An 18,627-nucleotide genomic window follows, 5' to 3' on the forward strand; every position below is an offset into this window, starting at 1 on the left:
CCAAGGGCGCTGTCAACATCCCGTGACGAAGAGGGCCAATCCGCCCTGCGAGGTCTCCTTATAGCGCTCATGCATATCGTTACCAATGTTCCGCATCGCCTCGATGCAGGCGTCCAGCGGCACGATATGGTCGCCGTCTCCCTTCAGTGCGAGGCGCGCTGCGGCAACCGCCTTGATCGCGCCGAGACCGTTGCGCTCGATGCAGGGAACCTGAACGAGCCCCATCACCGGATCGCAGGCGAGCCCCAGATGATGCTCAAGCGCGATCTCGGCGGCATTCTCGACCTGCCTCGGAGTTCCACCGCAAACGGCAGCGTAGCCGGCAGCAGCCATGGCCGCCGCGCTCCCAACCTCGGCCTGGCATCCAAGGTCAGCGCCGCTCACCGACGCGTTCCGCTTGATGATCGCTCCGATCGCGGCCGCCGTGAGCAGATAGTCGCGCCCGAGGGAATGGCGCTCCGAAGGCGTCTCGTCCAGCCAGAAGCGCAGCACGGCAGGCACGATCCCGGCTGCACCGTTGGTCGGTGCGGTCACCACCCGGCCCCCCCTGGCATTCTCTTCGTTGACCGCCAGTGCGTAGGCGAGCAAGCGGTCCTGTGCCCGGAAGGGCGCGGCCTCGTCGTCTTCCAGAGCCTTGAAGAGCGCCTGTGCGCGGCTACGGACCTGCAACCCTCCAGGCAGAATGCCCGCGCCGGCGGCACCGCGCGAAATGCAGGCCATCATCTCGTCGCGGATGCGATCCAGGCCACCCGGGATATCCCGGTCGCGATGCAGGGCCCGTTCGTTCCTGTACATCACGTCCGAAATCCCAACGCCCAGCTCCGAACAGATGTTCAGCAATTGGGCACTGTTCCCGAACGGTAGTGGAACGTCGCATCGCGCATCCGTCACCGAACCGCCCCGCAAGTCCGGTCCGTCTTCCTCGGCAACGATGCTTCCTCCACCGATCGAGACATAGGAGCGGGAAAGAACCGCGGCGCCGTCCTGTGTCACTGCCTCGAATGTCAGCGTGTTGGGATGCCAGCGCGGCCTTGTAACGGTGTCGAACACGACCCCGGCCCCGGGATCGATGTCGAAAACTCCCACCTGGGGATGAGCGCCGCGCCCACCGGCCGATATGTCGCGCCAGATTCCTTCCGCGATCGAATGATCGAAATCTTCCGGCGTCAGGCCGCAAAGCCCCCAAACGGCCGCCTTGTCGGACGCGTGTCCGCGCCCGGTGAAGGCGAGCGAACCGAGAAGGGTGACCCGGATGATAGGGGCGTGGACATCCCGCTCCGCAAGTTCGGCGGCAAAACGGTTGGCCGCGATCATGGGGCCCATTGTGTGAGACGACGAGGGTCCGATCCCGATCTTGAAGATGTCGAAAACCGAGATGTACATCACAGGCTCACTTTCGATGCCGCATGAATGTGATAGAAAATCCGTGTAAAATCCCGAAGAAGATCGCCGTGCAGTGCTGACGTCGTGACAGAGGACGGGTTCTTGTTGCTGAGGCGGCGAAAGTGCTCCTGCCAGCTCGCCTCGACCAGCCGGTCAAGCTCTTTCCTCTGCCGGTTTATGTTCTTCTTGATCTGCGTATCCCCCTGCAGGGCCGCGACCAGCGTCAGCCGGAGACCTTGCTGGATGATGTCGAGCAACGACAGGAGCTCTCTCTTTCCCTCTTCGGAAAAGCGGGCCTGGTCCCGGATGCGTGCCTCGCACAGGACCATCGCATTCAAGACGAGCTCGGAGACGTGCCTCATGTTCGCCGACAAGAGCATGATGTTCATCGCGCGATTGCTGTCGTCTTCCGAGATCTCACCACGCGTGACTTCGCTCAGATAGAATTTGAGAGAGTCCAGCGTCGAGGAAATCTTCGCGTGGTTCTGCTTCGCCACGGCAACGCCGGCAAGATCGTCGGTCCTGATCGCCGCCGTCAGCGCCAACAGCGAGTCGTCGATCTGGTCGGGAATCCGGTTCAGTTCGCGCGATGCACTGGCGAGAGCCAGGGACGGGGAATCGAGCAAGCCTCGGTCGAGATAGCGCGTGGCCGGTCCGTCTTCCGGTTGAACGGTGTCCGGGATCAGTCTCTCGAACAGCCGCGCAAAGACGCCGACCCAGGGAAGGAACAAGAGGGCGACGACGACGTTGAGGCCGGTGTGGAAATTCACCAGCGCGCCCGCCGTGTCCATGTAGTGCGCGAAAGCGTCCTTCAGGACATCCAGGAACGGAACCGCCAGCAGGCAAACGCTCAGCTTGAACGCGGCGTTACCGATGGCGACGCGCCGTCCCGCGACGCTTGCGTTCAACGTCGCGATGATCGGGGGAACCGTCCCGCCGATATTGGCGCCAAGCACCATCAGCATTCCCATTTCGACGGGGACGACATCGGCGACAAACAGCGATGTCGTCAGCAGGACTACAGCCAGGCTCGAATGCACGAGCCAGGTCAACACGGCGACAATGAACAGGGTCAACAGCGGCTCGTTCCCGAGCGTCGTCAGCATCTGGACCAGCAGGGCGGAGTCACGCAAGGGTGCGGACGAGACCCGGACCAGCGACAGCGCCAGCAGCACCAGCCCCAGTCCTAGCAGGCAGCGGCCGATCTGGCGCCTGACATGATCGGTGCATTGGGAATGCGCGAAGAAGCCGACGAAAACCAGGACATAGGACGCAACCGACAGGTCGAAGGACAGGATCTGTGCAGCGATCGACGTCCCGACATCCGCGCCGAGCATGACCGCCAGGGCGGCGGGGGCCGCGATCATCCCCTTTGCCGCAAGCGATGCGATGATCATCGCGGTGGCGGTGCTGCTCTGGACCAGAACGGTTATGAGCGCACCGACACCGAAGGACATGAACCGGTTGCCGGTGACCTCCGCCAGGGCATGACGAAGCGATGCGCCGAAAGCCCGCAGGATGCCGGTTCGGATCAGGCGAATGCCCCAAAGCATGAGGGCCACCGAACCGACGATCTGAACGAGAATTGCAGTGCTGGAAATCGAAGTGCCCTCCAGTGACATCCGGACCGCCCACGACAGTGCCCCCGCCTGAGCGGTGCGCCGTTCGGACCGGTCGGGCGATTAGTGGGACAGGATCTGGCTCAGGAACTTTCGGGTTCTGTCGATCTTCGGATCGTCGAAGAAGAGATCGGGCGTGTTTTCCTCGACGATCTCGCCGCCATCCATGAAAATGACGCGATCCGCCACCGAGCGGGCGAAGGACATCTCGTGGGTGACGCAGATCATCGTCATCCCGGTCTCCGCCAGCTCGATCATCACGTCCAGAACCTCCTTGATCATCTCGGGATCAAGCGCCGAGGTCGGCTCGTCGAACAGCATCACGGACGGGCTCATGCACAACGACCGGGCAATCGCGACACGCTGCTGCTGGCCACCGGAGAGTTGCCCCGGATACTTGTCCCTCTGCTCCGAAATCCCCACCCGCTCGAGATACATGCAGGCGGTTGCCTCCGCCTCCTTGCGGGGCATGTTGCGAGCCCAGACAGGCGCAAAACAGAGATTGTCCAGGATCGTCATGTGCGGAAACAGGTTGAACTGCTGGAACACCATCCCGACTTCGCGGCGAATGCTCGTGATGTTCTTCAGCTTGTCGTCCAGCACCGTCCCGTTGACGGTGATCGTTCCTTCCTGATGTTCTTCCAAATGGTTGATGCAACGGATCAGCGTGGACTTGCCCGATCCGGACGGTCCGCAGATCACGATCCGCTCGCCCTTCTTCACCGAGAGCGACACGTCCTTGAGAACGTGAAAACTGCCGTACCACTTGTTCACCCGCTGCATTTCGATGACGGGCGCATCTTCGGTGATCTGGCTGTCGATCCTGATGGTCATGGATACCTCCTGGGAATGCTGCTCAGCGACGGGCGCCGCCGGCCCCGCGGGTTTCGAGCGCGCGGCCATACAAGCTTAGGTTGTAGCAAATCAGCCAGTACACAAAGGCTGCGAAGACATAGGCTTCCGTCTGGAAACCGAGCCATTCGGGATCGAAAGCCGCGTTCTTGATCATGCCGAGGAAGTCGAGCAGCCCGACGATGATCACAAGCGACGTGTCCTTGAACAGGGCGATGCAACGCCCGATCAAAGGAGGAAGGACATGTCGCAGGGCCTGCGGCACGACGACGAACGCGACGGTGCGGGCCGGCGAAACGCCAAGAGCCAGGGACGCCTCGGTCTGCCCTTTCGGAATGGCCTGCAGTCCGCCCCGGACCACCTCGGCCATATAGGCTGCCGAGAAGAGGATCATGCCGATCTGGATACGCATCAGGTTGTTGATGACCATTTCCGGCGGCATGAACATCGGCAACATCACCGAGGCCATGAAGAGGATCGTGATCAGAGGAACGCCGCGGACAAGCTCGATGAAACCAACGCACAGCGCCTTGATCAGCGGAGAGCCGTAGTAACGCCCGAGCGCCAGAAGAACGCCGAGCGGAATGGAGACGATCACGCCCACGAGCGCCAGCAGGATGCTCAGCATCAGCCCGCCCCAGAGCGACTGCTCCACTTCCACCATACCGAATGCGCCGCCGATCATGACCAGGGCGAAAAGCGGCAGCACCAGCCAGGAAAGGATCAGCATGGGGCCGTTCAGGCGGTTCGTGTAGGTCAACCACGCCAGAACCACGAGCGCCAGGCCGGCCAGACCGGGCCGCCAGATCAACTCCTGCGGATAGACACCGACCATCAGCACGGGAAGCTTGTCGACGATGAACGGCCAGCAGGCTCCCGCGCTCTGCCGGCACGTTTCCGCGTCTCCGGCGAAGGTCGCGTCAAGCAGCAGCCAACCGGAAACGGCCGGCAGCAACCAAAGCACCAACCCGATCAGGACAAGCGAGATAGTGCTGTTGAACCATCCCCCGAACAGATTTGCCTGCAGCCACCTGATGGCACCCGTGTTGTTTCCGGGCGCGGGCCGCGCGGCGAGCGGCCGAAAGGTTTCAGCGGATGTCGAATGCATTGCATAGGCCATACTTCACCTTTCGACGATCTGGACGCGGGAGTTCAAAAAGTTCATTGCAACCGAGATCAGAAGGTTGATCGTCAGGTAGACTGCCATCCACATCGCGATGATCTCGATGGCCTGTCCGTTCTGGCCGATGATCGTTCCGCCGATCGACACCATGTCGGGAAAGCCGATGGCCACTGCGAGCGAGCTGTTCTTGACGAGGCTCGCATAGTCGTTGGTGGTTGCTGGAATGGTCACCCTGAGGGCCTGGGGCAGCATGATCAGGCGCGTCACGATCCCGCTCGAAACGCCCAAGGCATTGGCTGCTTCGATCTGGCCCGGATGCACGGAGGCGATGCCGCTGCGCACGTTCTCGCCGATATAGGCGGCGGTGTAGAGGACCAGGCCGGTCACGAGCGACACGAACTCGGGCTTGAGCGTCAGTCCTCCGGCGAAGTTGAGCCCGCGATAGGCGGGTACCTCGACCCCCACAGGGGAGCCGCTTGCAAAGAAGGCCAGGGTCGTGATCGCTGTGAAAAGGGCCAGACCGCCGAGAAAGCCGGGGACGGACCTTCCGGTCGTTCTCTTGTGGTTGCGGGCCCAGATCCAGAAACTTGCGGCCATCGCTGCGGCAATCACCGTTGCGAGCAGGAAGATCTGAAAGCCGTCCTCGACGACAGGACGCGGAACGAAAACGCCGCGCTTGGTCAGATATACCCCGTCCATCGGCGAAATCGGGTCTCGGGGATGCGGCAAGGATCCGATGACCACCGTGTAGACGAATATCAAGGTCAGCAACAAAGGAATGTTTCGTAGCGCCTCGACATAGATCGCCGCCATTTTCGCCAGCAGCCAGTTCGACGAGACGCGCGCAACGCCGATCAGTATTCCAAGTATCGTACTCAGAATGATCGCAATGGCGGAAACGAGCAGCGTATTGAGAATGCCAACCAGAAACGCGTAACCGTAGCTCCGTGTCGGATCGTACTCGATCAGGCTGTCGCCGATCGGCAGGCCGGCCTCATGACCGAGGAAAGCAAATCCGCTCTCGATACCGCGGTCCTGCAGGTTTGCCTGGGTGTTCTGGAAAAGAACATATACGCCGCTTAGGACAAGTCCGAGCACGGCAGCCTGAACCAGGACGGCTCCCATGCTCTGCCCGCCCCACGCGGTCGATCTGGTCTTGGATTTGAAGGACATCACAACTTCCATCGGAGTGGGCCAGGCTGGACAAAGCACGTCCAAGGACATGCTTTGTCCGTGATCACGTCCTGCTGCGCCTAGCGGATCGGCATGGCGTACATCAGCCCGCCATCCTTCCATTGGGCGTTCAGGCCGCGCTCGAGGCCGAGCGGCCTGGTCAGGTTGCGATCAAAGATTTCGCCGTAGTTGCCGACCGCCGCGATCGCGTCCTTCATCCATGTGGCGCCAAGACCGACGAAGTTGCCGGAGTCGACCGAACTGCCGAGCAGGCGCTGGACGTCTGGATTCGCGGAATTCGCCGCCATGTCATCGACGTTGGCGGAGGTGATCCCGAGCTCTTCCGCCGCAATCAGGCCGTAGATCGTCCAGGACACGATGTCCTTCCAGTTGTTGTCGCCATGGGCGACGAGCGGGGCCAGCGGCTCCTTGGAGATCAGGTTCGGCAGGATGGTGTGGGCACTCGGATTGGAAAAGCTAATGCGGAACGAGGCCAGTTGGCTTGCATCGGTGGTGAGGGCGTCGCACCGGTCGGTCATATAGGCCTCGACCGCTTCCCGCTTGCCGTCGAACACGACCGCCTCGACCTGAATATTCTGGGCGCGCGCGAAGTCGGCCAGATTCAGCTCGGTCGTCGTCCCCGTCGTCACGCAGACCGTTCCGCCATCCAGCTCCTTCGCCGAGGTGATGCCCGACTCGGCGCGAACCATGAAACCCTGGCCGTCGAAGAAGATGACCTGGGTGAAGTCGACCCCCTCGGCACCGTCGCGCTTCATCGTCCACGTGGTGGTACGGGAGGTCATCTCAACCTGCCCGCTCGAAACCGCGAGGACCTTCTGCTTGGAGGACAACGGAACGAAACGGACCGCGCCGGCATCGCCGAGAACGGCGGCGGCAACGGCACGGCAGATGTCGGCGTCGAGACCTTCCCACCTGCCCTCGGAGTTCGGGTTCGAGAAGCCCGGAACACCCTCGCTGACACCGCATGCCAGCACGCCGGCGCTGCGCACCTTCTCAAGTGTACCGGCCTGAGCCATGCCGGCAGACGCAGCAACGGCAAGCGCCGCCAAAGTCGTAATCCTGATTTTCATTTCTTTCTCCTCCACTTGACTTCCATTCAAAAAGAAAAAATCGGCAACCTTCCCGTATAGACAGTCAGACTTCGCGATTTTTCTCTCGCCTTGATTGAAAACCTTAGTGATGGCGACGCCGTTCGGGATATCCGCCGTCAGACCGAGCCTCGGCAGATACCGGCCCGGACCCGGCGCCGGGCTCGGCCCACGGGACTAGTCCTTTCGAGGGATGGGAGATTTTCTGGTTTTGAAATCAATGAGCTGACAGGGGGTTGGCGAACACCTGCCGCCTCCGCCCCTCGGCCGTCATGCCGAATGGAACACGGTGCGACATTGATACAAGCTGCCGGTGAGGCAGCGCATTCCACCGACACGGCCCGCATTGAACCACGCGACTTGCCACACGAGGCCGTCCGGCGCGAACTCGCAACCGCCCAGAACCGAGGGATCAACTGTGTCGATAAATCTGGTTGCTGTCGGAAACCCGGCAGGGGGTGTATCAGCGTTCGAAGGCATCGGAGCCATCACTGGAACGCATCAGTTCGAATGGCTTTCGGCCGGGCGTGCCGCCCTGTACCGGACCGGGAGACCGCTGGACGCGACCTGCATCGAGAAGGCCAGGAACCTTGCCTTGTCCGCGGAAATCGATCTCTTCGTCACACGCAAGCCGATCGAGAAGAAGGCGGTGCTCGTCGCCGACATGGAGGCGACGATCATCCTGGATGAAATGCTGGACCTGTTGGCCGAGGAACTGGACCTTGGCGACGCGGTCGCCAACATCACCAGCCTGGCCATGAACGGCAAGATCGACTTCGGCCGATCGCTTGCGGCCAGAACGGCACTGTTCGCCGGAACGCCCGAAAGCCTGCTGGAGAGGCTTTGCGAGCGGATGCGTTTCACCCCGGGCGCGCAACGTCTGGTCACAAGCATGAAGAACGCGGGAGCACGGACCGTTCTCGTCACCGGAGGCTATGACATGTTTGCCGAGAAGGTCAGGGATGCCTGTGGCTTCGACGAGGTCGTCGCCAACAGGCCGGAGGTCCGGGACGGCATGCTGACCGGCCAGCTTCTCCCACCGATCTGCACAGCCGCCACCAAGCGCGAGGTTCTGGAAAGGACCTGCAGCGCTCTCGGCCTCCCGGCCGAGAGCGCCTGTGCCGTCGGCGATGGCGCCAATGACATGGAAATGCTGAAAATCGCCGGCCTCCCGGCGAGCTACCGTGGTAAACCGGTGCTGCGCGACCTGGCGGACTTCAACATCGTCCATGGCGACCTGACCGCACTGCTCTTCGCGCAAGGTTATCGCGAAAGCGAAATCTCCAACTAGGCGTGAGAACCGGGATCATGGCCTTTTCTCTTCGACACAGTCTCGGAGCCGCATTGGTTCTTCTCGCGCTGGCGCCGCAATGCCTGTCGGCACAACCGGGCGAGACCCTTAGGCAAGTGAGGGATCGCGGCTACCTAATCTGCGGCGTTGGCGTCGGCGACATCGGCTTTGCAACACAGCAGACCGACGGAAGCTGGGCGGGATTCGATGTCGACTTCTGCCGGGCGGTCGCGACGGCGACGCTTGCGGATGCAAACGCCGTCGAGTTCGTTCCGCTGGACAGCCTGAACCGGCTCAGCGCGCTGCAGAACGGCGATATCGATGTCCTGTTCCGCACAACGACCTTCAATATGGAGCGCGACGTCTCCCTCGGGTTCGAGTTCCCGGCAATCACCTATTTCGATGAACAGCGTGTTCTCGCCCATGCGAGCACCAGGGCGAGGACACTGGACGATCTCGCCGGGCGCGTCATTTGCGCGAATGCGGGCACGACGAGCATCCGCAACATCAGGGAGGCGCTCGCTTCGCGGCAGATCGAGGCCGAAATACTGGAAATCTCGTCCCAGGCCGGGCGTTGGCGCGCCTTTTTCGGGCAGGAATGCGCCGCCGTGACGGGCGACGGCAGCGACCTCAACATCATGCGCGCCATGCACGGCCTGGATGAAAGCGCCCTGGTCGTGCTGGAGGACATCCTCGCGAACGAACCCTTGAGCGCGGTCGTGCGGGAAGGCGACCAGCAATGGGAACAGGTCATTCGCTGGGTCGTCAATCTCCTCATCCTGGCGGAAGCCGAGGGCATCGGCAGGGCAAACGCCCTCGACGCGGGGTCCGACCTGAAGGTTCCGGCCTACCCTCGCCTCGGCCTGACCGAAGGCTGGGCCCACAGGACGATCTCTGCTGTCGGGAACTATGGGGAGATTTTCGAACGCAACCTGGGCTCGGGCAGCGACTTCGGACTGGAGCGCGGGCTGAACAGGCTCTGGCGCGAGGGCGGACTGATGTACGCCCTCCCGATGAAAAACCGGTAGGCCGCCCATATGCGGCAGTCGCAGATCGGCATCGGCAAGATTGTCTTTCTGTCCTTGCTGTTCATGTCTCTGGGGACGTTGGCGATCGGCTTCATCGCCGTTTTTGGCATTCGCTCCTACAGCCACGAGTTCGATCGGCTCGTCGCGATCGACCTGCCGCGCGCCGATGTCTCGATCAAGATGAATGGCGCCATCTCCGGGTTGAGCAGCCAGGCCGTCGAACTGGCGCTGGCAGATTCGGAAAGCGCTTTCGGCACGGTTCGCATCCAGATCGACGACCAGATCCAGGCAATCGACCGCCTGAGACAGCAGGTCCGCAACCTCGGCCTGATGGAAACGGACTTTTCGAGGATCGACGACTGGCTCACAGACCTTACGGACAATCTCGTCGTCCTGACCGGCCTGATCGCCCAGCGCATCGATGTGGAGAGGGCGCGTGCCGACCTGGCGAGCCGAGCGAGCCGGTCCAGCGTCCCTTCCGGCCTGCAAAAGAAATACCTTCTGTTCCTCCGGGATTTGAAAGAAGCAAGCCTGCCTGTCGACTTCGCGCGGCTTGACGCCGCGTTCGACCGGATGGCTCGTGCGGGACTTCCGCGAGGGCCCCGGTCGCTGGTCGCCCGCCTCATTGTCACGGGCCGCGAGAAAACACGTGTCGAGAAATCGATCCAGGGCCGGCTGAGCCGTCATGCGCAACTGTCTTCGCTCCTCACCGATGCGACCCGGCTGAGTTCCGCAACACTCAACGAAAGCGCGAACGCACGCAGCGCCCTTATTCGGGAAAAGATGCGCGTCAGCGCCTACCTGATCCTTGTCGGCTTCCTGGTCTTCGCATCCATCGCAATCTCGATCTTCTTCTATCTCGACCGCAACGTAGTCGCCCGCATCCAGCGCCTGACGCGCCAGGTGGACAAGTATGTCGGGGAAGGCAGCAAGGCCGGTCCGAAAGAGCGGCTCAACGAAATCTCCATGATCGAGACGTCATTCGAGACGCTGCGCAACACGATAGACGAGCGCGAGGCCCGGCTTGTCGCTCTGAACGTCGCAGCGACGGAGGCGCGCGCGGAGGCCGAGGAGGCCAACCGCTCGAAGTCTGAGCTTCTGGCGGCGGCAAGCCACGACCTGCGCCAGCCGATCCATGCGATGGGCCTGCTGCTTGGTGGCATCGACCGCGACCGGATCGACGGCACCGACCGCGACACCATCGATCGGCTCGCGTCCCTGACGCGGGAAACGAGCCAGATGTTCAACTCGATCCTCGACTTGTCCAAGCTGGAGGTCGGCACCTTCGCGGCGACCAGTGCTCCTGTCGATGTCGACGACCTGTTCCGGCGAATGGAGTTGGAGTTCGCGCCCCGCGCCGCTTCGGCCAGGACCCGGGTGCATATCCGCCGGCCGCCGCCCGACACGTTCGTGCTCGGAGATGCCGAGGCGATCTACCGCATTCTGAGCAACTTGCTGGTCAACGCACTCGACTACGGGCGCGAGGGCACGATTTCGGTCGGTTGCGGCCGGGCGGAAGACGGCGCATTCACCTTTTTCGTCGCAGACCAAGGCCCGGGACTGTCCGTTGCTCCTTCGCCAGACGCAGCCCCCTCGACAGATCAGTCGGTGCGGCACTACGGGCTGGGGCTGTCAATCTGTTTCGCCCTGACGAAAGCCATGAAGACGGAACTGCTGCATAGCCAACTTGAACAGGGGGGCACCGAGTTCCGCTTCCGGCTGCCTGCGGCAGAGATGCCGGCCCGCATGTGCGCCTCACTCGCCGCCATGCCGAACAACGAACTGAAAAGGCGAAACCTGATCCTGCTTGAGGACGATGCAGACGTTCATTCCGCAACCAGGGACCTGCTCGGGCGCCTGGGTAGCACCGTGACGGCCTGCCGTTCCGTCCGCGAGGCCCGGCAGGCAGTGGCACGCCAGGACGCGCCCTTCCTGCTCGTGACGGATTTCGACCTCGGCCGGGGCAACACCACCGAGGAACTCGTCAAGAACACCCTGGAGAGAGCGGAGCACCTCCAGGGCATCATCGTGACCACGGCGGATCCGGGCCGCCTCCCGGCGACTTGGCACGACGAACCTGCCATTCACATGCTGGAAAAGCCTTTCACGATCAATCGGCTGGCAAGCCTCATACGCTTTGTCACACGCCAGGCGGACCGGAAGTCGCCGACGTAGCGTCTCGAAACGCAGGCGGACGGAAGTCGGTAGCGGGCGCCCCGATTGCGATCCCATACGCGCCGTACACAGACCACTCGCGCCAGACGAGAGCTCAAGACCGACGACGACCGCTACTGTCACCTGTTGACGGCAACCGACCAGGCTTCACGCATGATCCTGGCCTGCAAAGCCCTTGAATCGATGAACGAGTAGCCGGTCATCGAAACCTTCCTGCACCTGTTCAGGGCGCACTCGTCCCTGGGAAACCAGACGCCGCTCGAAACGAGCCGGATGCTTGAACAATTTGAGCGCTCCGCGCCCGGCACGCTTGCCCAGAACGACCGGCAAGAATACCGATCTCCAACCCACAGACTCTCGTTATCAATGAGGGACGATCGGGGGGCGGGCACATACTGACGTGCTCCCCGGACTTTGGATCGCCCCGAACCGGAACTTCCGGGCGGGCCTTCGTTGTAGTGTCCACGCCGACCCTTCAGCTTTTCGCGGACTTTTCATGCAACTCGATTTTCTGCACCTCGACACGATCTACAAGCTCTGGGACGACCTTGCCGCCTTCGACGCCGTGGATATCCACGCGTCTCGCAGGTTCCTGCTGCAGGAGATCTGTACCCTGGTGGATGCGCAGAACGCGGACTGGATCGGCTGCGTACGTCTGAACTGGAGCCAGAGCGGCGATCCGATGAAAGGGTGGAGGCCGCGCACCCTCTTCACACTGCACCCTTGCAAGGTCAGCAGCGAGGCAATCGACCAGGCCTTTGCGGAGATGGAGAACGGCGAGCCGGACATCACCACGACGCGCAATGTGGAACTGGCCGGCACTTTCAGGGTCCTGCTGCTGAGCGAGCTGGCCACGCCGGACTGGTTCGAGGGGCCGTCCTATCGGCGCTACTACAAAGCACTGGACCGACGCGATTCCATCTGGGCCGGGATTCCCGTCAGCGCCGATGCGGAACTGCAGATCGGATTCCATCGCAGCTTCGAAAAGGAGCCGTTCTCCCTGGAAGATCAAGCCACGATCTTCCATGCGCTGCGCGGGATTAGCTGGTTCTACAAGCACCAGATGCTGGGCGAAGGAGCTGGCGTCGCCTCGACCCCGCTCACCCCCACGGAACAGCTCGTCCTGCAGGGCCTGTTGCTCGGCCGCACGGAAAAACAGATCGCCGAGCAAAACAACCAGAGCCCGCATACCACGCACGACCACGTGAAGCGGATCTTCCGCAAGTACGGGGTCTCCAGCCGCTCCAGCCTGATGGCCCTGTGGCTGGGCAAGGGTCTGAAAACGAACAAGAACCCCTAAACAGGGGATTCACCCCATCGCCTCTCCCGCGCAAAAAGACGGTTGCTGACACAACCTGCGCTGCGGGAGAGCTGCGCCGGCTGCCGAAATGCGGCGGCGGTGCCCGGTCGCCTGACGGTGCGCCGAGGGGGATCCATGGACACACTGAAAACAACGGCCCGCGGGTCTTGCGATACGGCAGGTCTGGCGCCGGACCGTTCGGGCAAGCCGGCCTCCCGAGAAGATCATCTCCGCCAACCGGCGGGACGCGCGCGCGCCGCGCGGAGGCGCACGCTGTGGCTTCTCGCGTCGACCGCCCTCTGTGCCGCAGCGATCCTGCCTCTGTACGACCGGCCCGCTCACGCCGCGACCTTTACGGTCACGGAAGCAACCGACGACGGCAGCGGCACTGTCACCGGTTCGCTGAGCTGGGCCATTGCCAGCGCAGGCGCCAGCGGGGATGTGATTGAGATCGATCCAACGATTGCGACCATCGCCGTGTCGGGCGGATTGCCGGCCTTTGCGGCAGACGTCACGGTTCAGGCAAGCGCTCCGGTCGAGATCACCGGCTCTCCCTTCGCCGCATCTGGCACATCGCTGGTGCTGTCGGGCGTATCCTCCACCAATGCACTCACCGCCGCCCTGTCGGGCACTGCGGCCGGCGGGAACGGGGCCAACGGTGGCAACGCAACCGAAGCCGCCGCCAGCACTGCGGGCGACGCGGGAACGACAGCCGTTTCGGGGAGCGGATTTTCGCTGCGGATGACCGGGTCCGCAACCGGCGGCAACGGCGGTGTGGGCGGCAACGGCGCTTATGAATCCGTCAATGCGAACGCCAGCGGCGGTGGAGCCGGCGCAGCCACCGTCTCCGGCAGCAACGGCAACATCGAGAACCGCGGCACAATCACGGGTGGACGCGGTGGCAACGGAGGCAATGGCGGCGTCCGTCACTCCAGCACTGGCGGCAGGGGCGGCAACGGCGGTGCAGGCGGTGCCGGCATTGCGGGCAGCAACCTCACCATCGACAACTCCGGGACGATCACCGGTGGCGCGGGCGGTCAAGGGGGCGCGGGAGGTGGTTCCATAATGGCCAGCACGGGGCCTGCCGGAAGCGCAGGCGTCGGCGGGACCGGTATCACCGGCTCAGACCTGACGATCGTCAACAGCGGCACGATTTCCGGCGGTCTCTCCGGCGGCAATCGCGCCAATGCCATCGAATTCACCGGCGGTACCAACAGTTTGGAGTTGCGAGCCGGGTCAACGATCATCGGCAATGTCGTTGCGGGCGGCGGAAACGACACGCTTGTTCTGGGGGGAGACACCAGCCCGGTTCCGAGCTTCGATCTCGGTGAAATCGGCACCAAATACACCGGCTTCGAAACCGTATCGAAGACAGGGGCCTCCACCTGGACCATGACCGGCACGGCCGGCGCCCCACTCGGCCACCTGGCGGTTTTCGACGGCTTGCTCAAGCTAGACGGGGCAACGGCGAGCGTAAGCAATTTTCACGTTGCGGATGGCGCTGCGACAGTCTCGAATGGATCCGTAATCGACAGCTACCGCATTTACCTGGGCGGCCAGGCGGGAAAGACCGGCACATTGACTGTTTCGGGAAGCGGAACGTCGATGAACAGCACCAACAGTGTCTATCTTGGTTATGCGGGCGGTGACGCCGGCAACCTGACCGTTTCCAATGGCGCCAGCTTGACCACGGGTTACAACGCCTTTCTGGGCAACGTCGCCAACAGCACAGGCACCGTCAATGTAACCGGCGCGAATTCCTCCTGGAGCGTTGCGGACGACCTTCGGGTTGGGTATCGGGGCACCGGTTTCCTCTCCATCGCCGACGGTGGGTCAGTGTCGAGCGGGAAACAAACCGTCGTCGGCAACCTGAGCGGCGCGACGGGAACGCTCGACATATCCGGATCCGGGTCGTCCTTCACCTCGAACGCCAATATGGTCGTCGGTTCCAGTGGCAACGGCACGGTGGCGATCAGCAATGGCGGCGCGCTCAATACGTCGAAGTTGCTGATTCTGGGATCCGGGAGCAGCTCGAACGCCACGGTCACTGTGTCGGGCACAGGGTCGTCGATCAATGCCGCCAACGTCGTGACCATCGGCCAGAGCGGGCAGAGCGCGACCTTGACCCTGACCGACGGCGGGGCATTGAATGCAGTATCAACCGTCTATGTGGCACGCTTCAGCGGCTCAGGCGCCCTGAACATCGGCGCAGGCGCAGGTCAAACCGCATCGGGCGCCGGCACCATGACCGCGAGTTCTCTCACATTCGGAGATGGCGACGGGTCTTTGGTCTTCAACCACACCGACGGTGGCTACGCCTTCGCCAGTGATATAGTCGGCAATGGGACGATCGCGGCCCTCGCCGGCACCACGACCCTGACCGGCAACAACGCCGCATTCACCGGCAAGACGGTGGTGAACGGCGGCACGCTGCGCGCCGGCGGCGCAAACGCATTCGCCGACAACACCCGCTACGAGATCAACGGCGGGACCCTCGACCTCGGCGGCCATGACCTGACGATATCGCAGCTGTGGGGAACCGGAGGGACGCTGACCAGCATCGGCTCGCAAGCGGATCTGATCCTCGATCAGGACGACGTCACCGGGTTTTCCGGTGAAATCTCCGGCCTGGGCAAACTCACGAAAACGGGTTTCGGAACCGTGTTCCTGCGCGGCAACACGACCGTCTCCGGCGCAATCGGCGTCGATGAGGGCATTGTCAACTTCGGCGGCGGCAAGACCATGACGAGCGGGCGCGGAGCGATCACCGCGGCAGGCAGCCGGGATGCCGACTTCGAAATCTCGGGGGCGGGCACGCTCTGGACCATCGGCTCGGATCTCAAGCTGGGCGAAACCGGCGGGAGCGGAAGCGCCAACCTGTGGATCTGGGACAAGGCCTTGGTCCGCGCCGACACTCTCGACGTCGGCAGCGCCTCCCGCGCCAGGGTCAGTGTCTTCGGAGCCGACAGCCGCCTGTCGATCGCAAACGGTGCCACGATCGGTAGCGGTTCCGGCGGAGAGGGCATGCTTGTGTTGTCGGACGACGGCGTCGCCGAGATCGGCGGCGGGACCGGCACGCTCGAACTCGGCAAACTGGCCGGGTCGAGCGGAACCCTTGTCTTCGGCGCAGAAGAAGGAGCGACGCCTGTCGGCGCGGGGACGCTTCTGGCCGGCACGGTCGCGTTTGGTGCGGGCGAAGGCAGCATCGTCTTCAATCACACGGATGCAGCTTATGACTTCGCAGCCGATGTGACCGGCGACGGCACGCTCGCCTTCCTGAACGGCGAAACGCTGCTCACCGGCGACTATACCGGCTTCACCGGCTCGGCCGAGATCTACCGCACCGGTGCGGCACGGCTTCAGTCGAATTTCACCGGCGATGTCGGCCTGCACTCGGGTGTTGTCTACACGCTCGACACCGCGCTTTCCGGCAGCTTCATCGTACATAACAGCGCTCTGCTCCAGGGCACCGGCACGATCGGCGGCCTTTCGCTTGCCTCGGGCGGCACACTTGCACCCGGCAACTCGATCGGGACGATCAATGTTGCCGGCGACGTCTCCTTCGGCCCGGGAAGCATCTACGCCGTGGAGGTGGACGAAACCGGCGGAAGCGATCTGACGGCGGCGACCGGACGGATCGACCTGTCAGGCGGGACAGTCAACGTTTCGCTGCTGAGCGGGGCCACCCCTCCCCTTGCCCCGTCGACCAGCTACACGATCCTCACTGGCGCGGGCGGGGTCTTCGGAACTTTCGACAGTGTCACGGAGAGCTTCGCCTTCCTGGATGCCACGCTTGTCTACCAACCGGACGCGGTGGTGCTGGAACTGATCCGCAACAGTGCGAACTTCGCCTCGCAGGCACGGACCGCCAACCAGCGGGCCGTCGCCACGAGCCTGGACGGTCCGACGACCTCCGCCACCCTCTATGGCACGCTGATCGGCCTGGACGCCCCCTCGGCCCGGGCCGCCTATGACAGTCTGTCCGGCGAAATCCATGCCTCCCTGCCGGCCTTGTTCGTGAGCGAAAGTGCCCGTCTGCGCGATGCGGTGACCAGCCGCATCGCCAGTGGCTTCGCCGGCCTCGCACACACGGGCGCCGCCAGGGCTCCCTCGACCACACAAGGGCCTCTCACGAACCTACAGATATGGAGCCAGGTCCAGGGCGCCTACGCGATGTTCAAGGGCGATGGCAATGCCGCCCGGCTTTCGGGGACCACCGGCGGCGGTCTCTTCGGTCTGGAATCCAGCCCGACGCAGGATATCAGGCTCGGCCTTCTGGCCGGCTTCGGCCGGACGAGCGCAAGCGTCGACAAACGTGGATCAAGCGCAACGGCGGACAGCTTCACGCTTGGCGCCTATGGCGCGGTTCGCTCCGGCGCGTTCCGGGTCGAGGCGGGCGCCTCGCACAGCTGGCATCAGGTGTCGACCCGTCGCCACGTGGCCTTCGGCGGCATCGATGAGACCGTCGAGGCCGACTACGGATCGCGTACCGCGCAGGCCTTCGCAGACCTCTCCTATCGGTTCGAGACGCCTTGGCTGGAGCTCGAGCCCTATGCCGGCCTTGCGGTGGTTCACCACCATGCCGGGGCCGTGAAGGAGACCGGATCCGCCGATGTGACGCTTTCCGGCAAGGCCTCGGCGCAGTTCTTCGGATCGACCAACCTCGGCATGCGCCTGTCAAAGACCTTGTCGATGCGCGACGGCATGACCACCGAGCTCACCGGACGTCTCGGCTGGCAGCATGCCATCGGCAACACCACGGCCCACCGGCGCCTCGCCATTGCGGGCCTGGATGGTTTCTCCATCCACGGAGCTCCCCTCGATCGCGACAGCGCGCTGCTGCAGGCCGGCGTTCGCTTCAACTTCAGCGACCGCGCAAAAGTCGGCCTCAGCTATCAGGGTCGATTCGGGCGCAATGCCGTTGAGCAAGGCGCCAACGCGAGGCTTGAGGTTCGCTTCTAGCGAACCGGCCGCCATGGATGCCGGGGCCGGCTGAAGGCAGCGGATATGGGCCGGCGCGGTGCGTCCCTGAGCGGTGACGAACCGCCAGGGCTCGCGTCCGCACGCCAGGCAGCCGCGGCCGCATGGATAAGGTGCGGGTCAAGTTCGGTGGCGCACGAAGTATCTTCCTGAAAGAAGCATTGCGTCACCCGCTCCTGCCGGAGAATGTCCACCACATTCAAGGAGGCGGGCGAAAAGGCCACCGGAGCAGAGCCCGTCTCGGGCCGTGTGCAAATGGTAACGCTTCAGCCCCACACGTGAGCATGCCCACCGCCCAAGCTGTCTAATCATCTGAATTGATTTGGGAAATTTGGTAGCGGAGGAGGGACTCGAACCCCCGACACGCGGATTATGATTCCGCTGCTCTAACCAACTGAGCTACTCCGCCAGACCGGCAGCGGGCAGCTGAGGCCCGCGCGAGTGAGCCCGCATATAGTCGGCGCCGCGGCCGCCTGTCAAGAGAGGAGCGGCAGGTTAGACAAGCTTCTCCCCACTCGCAGTTTCACGCAGCACCAAAGGGCCGTGGCGCAGGCTGCCAGGGGCTTCTTTCCGCAAGCGGATCGCCGCCTGTCA

General features: G+C 63.3%; 12 protein-coding genes and 1 tRNA gene. 5 read left to right on the top strand and 8 right to left on the bottom strand.

Annotated features, from left to right (window positions below; all coding sequences use genetic code 11):
* Positions 1-12 precede the first annotated feature (12 nt).
* The 6 genes from H7H34_RS18000 to H7H34_RS18025 form a co-directional block, all read right to left on the bottom strand.
* A complete protein-coding gene (locus H7H34_RS18000) occupies positions 13-1,383 on the bottom strand; it encodes an L-serine ammonia-lyase (RefSeq protein WP_185926008.1) in 1,371 nt (456 codons plus the stop codon).
* A complete protein-coding gene (locus H7H34_RS18005) occupies positions 1,383-3,005 on the bottom strand; it encodes a Na/Pi cotransporter family protein (protein WP_185926009.1) in 1,623 nt (540 codons plus the stop codon). The genes H7H34_RS18000 and H7H34_RS18005 overlap by 1 nt, the downstream gene beginning before the upstream one ends.
* Before the next feature lie 60 nt (positions 3,006-3,065).
* Positions 3,066-3,836 (bottom strand): amino acid ABC transporter ATP-binding protein, encoded by a 771-nt coding sequence (locus tag H7H34_RS18010; protein WP_185926010.1) that lies wholly within the window; start codon positions 3,834-3,836, stop codon positions 3,066-3,068.
* A gap of 22 nt (positions 3,837-3,858) precedes the next feature.
* On the bottom strand, positions 3,859-4,974 hold the full coding sequence (locus H7H34_RS18015; protein WP_245165116.1) for an amino acid ABC transporter permease: 1,116 nt from the start codon (positions 4,972-4,974) through the stop codon (positions 3,859-3,861).
* A gap of 3 nt (positions 4,975-4,977) precedes the next feature.
* Entirely contained in the window at positions 4,978-6,150 is a 1,173-nt protein-coding gene (locus tag H7H34_RS18020; protein ID WP_209006247.1) for an amino acid ABC transporter permease, read from the bottom strand.
* Positions 6,151-6,230: 80 nt separating this feature from the next.
* Positions 6,231-7,241, bottom strand: a complete 1,011-nt coding sequence (locus H7H34_RS18025) for an amino acid ABC transporter substrate-binding protein (RefSeq protein ID WP_185926594.1) — start codon at positions 7,239-7,241, stop codon at positions 6,231-6,233.
* Positions 7,242-7,677: 436 nt separating this feature from the next.
* Here H7H34_RS18025 and serB point away from each other — a divergent pair, with 436 nt between their 5' ends.
* Genes serB through H7H34_RS18040 form a run of 3 tightly spaced genes read left to right on the top strand, consistent with a single transcriptional unit; the run spans position 7,678 to position 11,753 of the window.
* Positions 7,678-8,550, top strand: a complete 873-nt coding sequence (serB, locus tag H7H34_RS18030; RefSeq protein WP_185926011.1) for a phosphoserine phosphatase SerB — start codon at positions 7,678-7,680, stop codon at positions 8,548-8,550.
* A gap of 17 nt (positions 8,551-8,567) precedes the next feature.
* The gene (locus H7H34_RS18035) at positions 8,568-9,578 is read left to right on the top strand and encodes an amino acid ABC transporter substrate-binding protein (protein ID WP_185926012.1); all 1,011 of its coding nucleotides are present in this window, start codon (positions 8,568-8,570) and stop codon (positions 9,576-9,578) included.
* Between the two features lie 9 nt (positions 9,579-9,587).
* Positions 9,588-11,753, top strand: coding sequence for a hybrid sensor histidine kinase/response regulator (locus tag H7H34_RS18040; protein WP_185926013.1), 2,166 nt, complete (start codon positions 9,588-9,590; stop codon positions 11,751-11,753).
* Between the two features lie 147 nt (positions 11,754-11,900).
* Here the strand turns inward: H7H34_RS18040 and H7H34_RS18045 are convergent, their stop codons facing one another.
* Positions 11,901-12,083, bottom strand: a complete 183-nt coding sequence (locus H7H34_RS18045) for a hypothetical protein (RefSeq protein WP_185926014.1) — start codon at positions 12,081-12,083, stop codon at positions 11,901-11,903.
* Between the two features lie 166 nt (positions 12,084-12,249).
* On the opposite strand from H7H34_RS18045, the gene H7H34_RS18050 reads away from it, so the two are divergent.
* Complete coding sequence (locus H7H34_RS18050) at positions 12,250-13,053, top strand: helix-turn-helix transcriptional regulator (protein ID WP_185926015.1); 804 nt, start codon at positions 12,250-12,252, stop codon at positions 13,051-13,053.
* Positions 13,054-13,188: 135 nt separating this feature from the next.
* Positions 13,189-18,015: an autotransporter domain-containing protein gene (locus H7H34_RS18055; protein WP_185926016.1), complete on the top strand. Its 4,827-nt coding sequence runs from the start codon at positions 13,189-13,191 to the stop codon at positions 18,013-18,015.
* A gap of 350 nt (positions 18,016-18,365) precedes the next feature.
* Here H7H34_RS18055 and H7H34_RS18060 read toward each other — a convergent pair.
* Positions 18,366-18,442, bottom strand: a tRNA-Met gene (locus tag H7H34_RS18060).
* Between the last annotated feature and the right edge of the window lie 185 nt (positions 18,443-18,627).

This window comes from Stappia sp. 28M-7 (assembly GCF_014252955.1).
In the GTDB taxonomy this organism is placed as follows: Bacteria; Pseudomonadota; Alphaproteobacteria; order Rhizobiales; family Stappiaceae; genus Stappia.